Source organism: Mesorhizobium sp. M4B.F.Ca.ET.089.01.1.1 (assembly GCF_004022605.1).
GTDB lineage: Bacteria > Pseudomonadota > Alphaproteobacteria > Rhizobiales > Rhizobiaceae > Mesorhizobium > Mesorhizobium abyssinicae.
This window is the reverse complement of sequence record NZ_RZOS01000337.1, coordinates 1-6,442: the sequence shown is the minus strand read 5'-3', so window position 1 is coordinate 6,442 and position 6,442 is coordinate 1. Positions and strand designations below refer to the sequence as shown.

The 6,442-nt window shown below is 63.2% G+C and carries 7 protein-coding genes and 1 pseudogene; all 8 read left to right on the top strand.

The window, feature by feature from the left end; genetic code table 11:
* A pseudogene (locus tag EN780_RS40785) lies at positions 1–145 on the top strand (cysteine desulfurase); the annotation flags it as partial.
* 188 nt (positions 146–333) lie between these two features.
* A complete protein-coding gene (gene sufB, locus EN780_RS24875; protein ID WP_127311204.1) occupies positions 334–1,851 on the top strand; it encodes a Fe-S cluster assembly protein SufB in 1,518 nt (505 codons plus the stop codon).
* Positions 1,848–2,045, top strand: coding sequence for a hypothetical protein (locus EN780_RS24870; protein WP_128275602.1), 198 nt, complete (start codon positions 1,848–1,850; stop codon positions 2,043–2,045). The genes sufB and EN780_RS24870 overlap by 4 nt, the downstream gene beginning before the upstream one ends.
* Positions 2,046–2,078: 33 nt before the next feature.
* On the top strand, positions 2,079–2,834 hold the full coding sequence (gene sufC / locus EN780_RS24865; protein ID WP_127282355.1) for a Fe-S cluster assembly ATPase SufC: 756 nt from the start codon (positions 2,079–2,081) through the stop codon (positions 2,832–2,834).
* Positions 2,835–2,859: 25 nt separating this feature from the next.
* On the top strand, positions 2,860–4,128 hold the full coding sequence (gene sufD, locus EN780_RS24860; protein WP_128275601.1) for a Fe-S cluster assembly protein SufD: 1,269 nt from the start codon (positions 2,860–2,862) through the stop codon (positions 4,126–4,128).
* A 96-nt stretch (positions 4,129–4,224) separates the two neighbouring features.
* Complete coding sequence (locus EN780_RS24855) at positions 4,225–5,466, top strand: cysteine desulfurase (RefSeq protein WP_128275600.1); 1,242 nt, start codon at positions 4,225–4,227, stop codon at positions 5,464–5,466.
* 5 nt (positions 5,467–5,471) lie between these two features.
* Entirely contained in the window at positions 5,472–5,864 is a 393-nt protein-coding gene (locus EN780_RS24850) for an SUF system Fe-S cluster assembly protein (RefSeq protein WP_128275599.1), read from the top strand.
* Between the two features lie 165 nt (positions 5,865–6,029).
* The coding region (gene sufA, locus EN780_RS24845) for a Fe-S cluster assembly scaffold SufA (RefSeq protein ID WP_128275598.1) at positions 6,030–6,442 on the top strand (413 nt) is incomplete at its 3' end.

Below are 6,442 nucleotides of genomic sequence, written 5' to 3'. Positions count from 1 at the left end.
GCTCAAGGCCATGGGATTTGGCGACAGCCTGGGTGCCTTGCGCGTGTCCATCGGCCACGCGACGGCGGTCGAGGATATCGAGCTGTTCCGCGCAGCACTCGCCGGCATTGCCGGGCGTCGTGCCGGCGGCGAAAAGGCCGCCTGAGCGCGACGAAAGGGAATTCGGGCCTCCGGGCCTGGTAGAGCCGTGCGTTTCAATTGGCCGGGTGAATTCCCGGTCGGGACGCACTATATGGAACTTACGCCGCCCCGGCCCGCCCATGCGTGGCCAACTGGTGGTGCCATAGTTTGAAAACTGTCGGGCCTTGACCCCGGCGTGGATGGAGAACGCTTATGCCTGCTGTGCAGGAGACGATCGATCGGGTTCGAAAGATCGACGTCGACCAGTATAAATACGGATTCCAGACAGAGATCGCGATGGACAAGGCCCCCAAGGGCCTGAGCGAAGACATCATTCGCTTCATCTCTGAAAAGAAGGGCGAGCCGGACTGGATGCTGGAATGGCGTCTGGAGGCCTATCGCCGCTGGCTGACCTTGGAAGAGCCGACCTGGGCGCGCGTCGACTATCCCAAGATCGACTTCCAGGACATCTATTACTACGCGGCGCCGAAGAGCACCCCTGGTCCGACCTCGCTCAGCGAAGTCGATCCCGAGATCCTGAAGGTTTACGAGAAGCTCGGCATCCCGCTGAAGGAGCAGGAGATTCTCGCCGGCGTGCAGAAGACGGATGCCTCGGAGCTCGAGGAAGCCAACGACAATGTCTACAAGTCGGGCCGCGTGGCAGTCGACGCCGTGTTCGATTCCGTCTCCGTCGTCACCACCTTCAAGAAGGAACTAGCCGAGGCCGGCGTCATCTTCTGCTCGATCTCGGAAGCGATCCGGGAGCATCCGGAACTGGTGAAGAAGTATCTCGGCTCGGTCGTGCCGACCTCGGATAATTTCTACGCCACGTTGAACTCGGCCGTGTTCACCGACGGGTCCTTCGTCTTCGTGCCCAAGGGCGTGCGGTGCCCAATGGAGCTCTCGACCTATTTCCGCATCAACGAGAAGAACACCGGCCAGTTCGAGCGCACGCTGATCATCGCCGAGGAGGGGGCTTATGTCTCCTATCTCGAAGGCTGCACGGCGCCGCAGCGCGACGAGAACCAGCTGCACGCCGCGGTGGTCGAGCTGGTCGCTCTCGACGATGCCGAGATCAAATATTCGACGGTGCAGAACTGGTACCCCGGCGACGCCGAGGGCAAGGGCGGCATCTACAATTTCGTCACCAAGCGTGGCGACTGCCGCGGCGACCGCTCGAAGATCTCGTGGACGCAGGTCGAGACCGGTTCGGCGATCACCTGGAAATATCCGAGCTGCATCCTGCGCGGCGACGATTCCAGCGGCGAGTTCTATTCGATCGCGGTCTCGAACGGCTACCAGCAGGTCGATAGCGGCACCAAGATGATCCATCTCGGCAAGAACACGTCGAGCCGCATCATCTCCAAGGGCATCGCCGCCGGCTTCTCGCAGAACACCTATCGCGGCCAGGTCTCGGCGCACCGCAAGGCGACCAACGCCCGCAACTTCACCAACTGCGACTCGCTTCTGATCGGCGACCAGTGCGGCGCGCACACCGTGCCGTACATGGAAGCCAAGAACTCGACGGCCCAGTTTGAGCACGAGGCGACGACGTCGAAGATCTCCGAGGACCAGAAGTTCTACGTCATGCAGCGCGGCATCCCCGAGGAAGAGGCGATCGCGCTGATCGTCAACGGCTTCGTCAAGGACGTCATCCAGCAGCTGCCGATGGAATTCGCCGTCGAGGCGCAGAAGCTGATCGGCATCAGCCTCGAGGGAAGTGTGGGGTGACAAAGGCGCCCAAACGCGAATCCGCAGAAAAGCATGTCTATCTGCGGGATCGAATGGACAGCTGGGAAACGAGACTGCAACTGGCGTTGTGTTTGGGCGCCGCGGGTGTTGCGTTGCTTGTCGCGGCCTATTCGCCGGCTGGCTTTTGGCAGGGGCTTTTGGAAGCCTTGAAGCAGTTGATAAATCGGATTTAGCCGGGCAGGCGGCTACGGATAGGACGAACAAGAATGCTTGAAATCAGAAACCTCCATGCCCGCATCGTCGATGACGGCACCGAGATCATCCGCGGCCTGAACCTGACGGTGCAGGCCGGCGAGGTCGCCGCTATCATGGGCCCGAACGGGTCCGGCAAGTCGACGCTGTCCTATATCCTCGCCGGGCGCGAGGACTATGAGGTCACCGAGGGTGACATCCTCTACAACGGCCAGTCGATCCTCGAAATGGACCCGGCCGAGCGCGCCACCGCCGGCATCTTCCTCGCTTTCCAGTATCCGATGGAGATACCGGGCGTCGCGACCATGGAATTTCTGAAAGTGGCGATGAACGAGCAGCGCAAGGCGCGCGGCGAGGAGCCGCTGAAGATCCCGGAATTCTTGAAGCGCGTGAAGGACGCCGCCGCCTCGCTCAACATGGACATGGCGATGCTGAAGCGGCCGCTCAATGTCGGCTTCTCCGGCGGCGAGAAGAAGCGGGCCGAGATCCTGCAGATGAAGCTGCTCGAGCCAAAGCTCTGCGTGCTCGACGAGACCGATTCCGGCCTCGACATCGACGCGCTGAAGATTGTCTCCGATGGCGTCAATGCGCTGCGTTCGCCGGAGCGCGCCATCGTCGTCATCACCCACTACCAGCGCCTGCTGGAGCACATCGTGCCGGACTCGGTGCACGTGCTCTACAAGGGCCAGGTGATCAAGTCGGGCGACAAGTCGCTGGCGCTCGACCTCGAGGCCAATGGCTATGCCGGCGTGATCGGCGAAGCCGCGTGAGATGCGAGCAGGCGAGGCGAGAGCGATGAACATGCACGCACAGCCCCAGCGGACCCTGGCCGAAACGGCGCTGATCGATGCCTTCGGCGAGCGGCTTTCGCTGCTGCCGGGCGACGGCGCGGTGATGACCAAGCGCGACGACGCGATCGAGGCGATCAAGCATGGCCTGCCGACGCGGCGCGTCGAATCCTGGCACTATACCGACCTGCGCCGCCTGCTGACTTCGGTGCCGGCCTTCGAGGCCGAAGGTGCGGTGAAGGCGCTTGAGCCGGTCTTCGAGGGTTCGGCCGTGCTGCCGGTGCTGAACGGCGTCTCGAATGCGAAATTTCCCGAGATCGATGGCGTCACGGTACAGCGCCTGTTGGAGAAGCTGACCGACGGCAGCGTGGCGCCCGGGCTCGACCCCTATGGCGCCGATGACGCCATCGGCGCGCTGAATACAGCGTTCGTCGCCGATGGCTATTTCGTCGACATCGCCGACGGCGCCGAACTGGCAAAGCCGATCGAACTGCAGAACCTGCAATCCGGCGGCCAGGCGCATGTACGGCTGCTGACGCGCGTCGGCGCCAGCGCCAGGGCGACCATCGTCGAACGCCAGTCGGGCGAGGGCGCTGGCCTCGCCAGCTCCGTCAGCCAGCTCGTGCTCGGCGACGGCGCCGAGGTGACCTGGCTGATCGTGCAGGAGCAATCCGATGCCGCCACGCATCTTGCCCAGTTCAAGGCGCATATCGGCAAGGACGCGAAACTGACGCTGTTCGTCATGAATGCCGGCGGCAGGCTGGTGCGCCAGGAGGTCGTGGTGCGCACGACCGGCGAGGGCGCCGATTTCAAATTGCGCGGCATCAACCTTCTGGCCGGCGACACCCATACCGACACCACCATGGTGCTCGACCATGCCGTGCCGCACACCACCTCGACGGAAGTGATCCGCAACGTGGTGACCGGCAAGGCGCGCGGCGTCTTCCAGGGCCGCATCAACGTGCATCAATACGCGCAGAAGACCAACGCCAAGATGGCCTGCAACACGCTGCTGCTGTCGGACGACGGCGAGTTCTCGACAAAGCCCGAGCTCGAGATCTTCGCCGACGACGTCGTTTGCGGCCATGGCGCGACCGTCACCGAGATCGACCACGACCATCTGTTCTACCTGATGGCGCGCGGCATCGACGAGAAGAGCGCGCGCGGCCTGCTGGTGAAGGCCTTCGTCGCCGAAGTGATCGAGGAACTGGAAGACGAGGCTCTTGTCGAGGCGCTGGAAGCGCGCCTCGACGAGTGGTTTTTGACGCACGGGTAAGCGCCTGTCTTCTCCCCTTGCGGGAAAAGGTGGATCGGCGTGCAGCGCCGAGCGGGGTGCTGGACGGAGTGAGGCGGTGCCTCGGAAGAGCTTGTGATGGACCAGAAAGTCGAATCCACCCCCTACGACGTCGAGGCCATCCGCCGCGATTTCCCGATCCTGTCGCGCGAAGTCTACGGCAAGCCGCTGGTCTACCTCGACAATGGCGCCTCGGCGCAGAAGCCTAAAGCCGTGCTCGACGCCATCCAGCACGCCTATAGCCAGGAATACGCCAACGTCCATCGCGGCCTGCATTTCCTGTCGAATGCCGCGACCGACGCCTATGAGAGCGCGCGGAAGTCAGTGCAGAGGTTTCTGAACGCACCGAGCACCGACAACATCGTCTTCACCTCCAACACCACCGCGGCGATCAACACGGTCGCCTATGGCTATGGCATGCCCAATATCGGCGAAGGCGACGAGATCGTGCTGTCGATCATGGAGCACCACTCCAACATCGTGCCGTGGCATTTCATCCGCGAGAGGCAGGGCGCCAAGCTGGTCTGGGTGCCGGTCGACGATCTCGGCGCCTTCCACATCGAGGAATTCGAAAAGCGGCTGACTTCGCGCACGAAGCTCGTCGCCATCACCCAGATGTCGAACGCGCTGGGCACGGTGACTCCGATCAAGGAGATCGTGCGCATCGCGCATGCGCGGGGCATTCCCGTGCTCGTGGACGGCAGCCAGAGCGCGGTCCATATGCCGATCGACGTGCAGGACCTCGACTGCGATTTCTTCGTCTTCACCGGCCACAAGGTCTACGGCCCGTCCGGCATCGGCGTGCTTTACGGCAAGAAGGACATTCTCGCCGGCATGCGCCCGTTCATGGGCGGCGGCGAGATGATCGAGGAAGTGACCGAGGACATCGTCACCTACAACGAGCCGCCGCATCGTTTCGAGGCCGGCACGCCGCCGATCGTGCAGGCGATCGGGCTGGGTGCCGCGCTCGAATATATGGAAAAGGTCGGCCGCGAGCGCATCGCCGCGCACGAGGCGGATCTCAAGGACTATGCCCATGAGCGGCTGCGCGCCATCAATTCGCTGCGCATCTTCGGTGACGCGCCGGGCAAGGGCGCCATCATCTCGTTCGAATTGCAGGGCATACATGCCCATGACGTGTCGATGGTGATCGACCGGCAGGGCGTGGCAGTGCGTGCCGGCACCCATTGCGCCCAGCCGCTGTTGAAACGCTTCGGCGTGACCTCCACATGCAGGGCATCGTTCGGCATGTATAATACCAGGGCCGAGGTCGATGCTTTGGCCGAGGCGCTGGAAAAGGCGCGAAAGTTCTTCGGGTGACGACCATGGAAGATGCGAGCACCACCGCAGAGACTGCTCCGGAAACGGCCGCGGACGGCGTGGTTTCGGCTTCGACGATTCCCGCCGATGAGCTGGCGCGGCTGACCGACGACATCGTCTCGGCGCTGAAGACGGTCTACGACCCGGAAATCCCCGCCGACATCTACGAGCTCGGCCTCGTCTACAAGATCGACATCGAGGACGACCGCTCGGTCAAGATCGACATGACCCTGACCGCGCCGGGCTGCCCGGTGGCAGGCGAGATGCCGGGCTGGGTCGAGAACGCCGTCGGCGCCGTGGAAGGTGTCTCCGGCGTCGAGGTCAGCATGGTCTTCGATCCGCCATGGACGCCCGACCGCATGTCGGAAGAGGCGCAGGTCGCGGTCGGCTGGTACTAAATGTGATGACGCAATTCCGGACGGAAAACCGCGACGCACTTTTCCTGGAATTGCTCTGGCATCGGCTTGAAAAGATTGGATGACTTGCAGCGAAGGCGAAAGTTCACCATCTTAAGGGCAGACTCATTCCACGGGCCTTGAACCCGCGCGAACGTGGAGAATGACATGGGACGCTTCGCCGTCATCACGATGACCGAAAAGGCCGCCGACCGGGTGCGCGAGATCGTCGCCACCCGCGACAATGCGCACGGCATCCGCCTCGGCATCAAGAAGGGCGGCTGCGCCGGCATGGAATACACGGTCGATCTGGTGACCGAGCCGAACACCAAGGACGATCATATCGAGCGCGACGGCGCCCATGTCTATGTCGCGCCGGAAGCAGCGCTCTTCCTGTTCGGCACCGAGATGGATTTCGAGCAGACGACGCTGCGCACCGGCTTCACCTTCAAGAACCCGAACCAGAGCTCGGCCTGCGGCTGCGGCGAATCGGTCGAATTGAAGCCGGCCGATCTGAAGGCGCTGGCCGACGCGCGCGCTTCCGCCTGCTCGGCCTGCCGTGCTCAGTCCGGCAGCGCGGC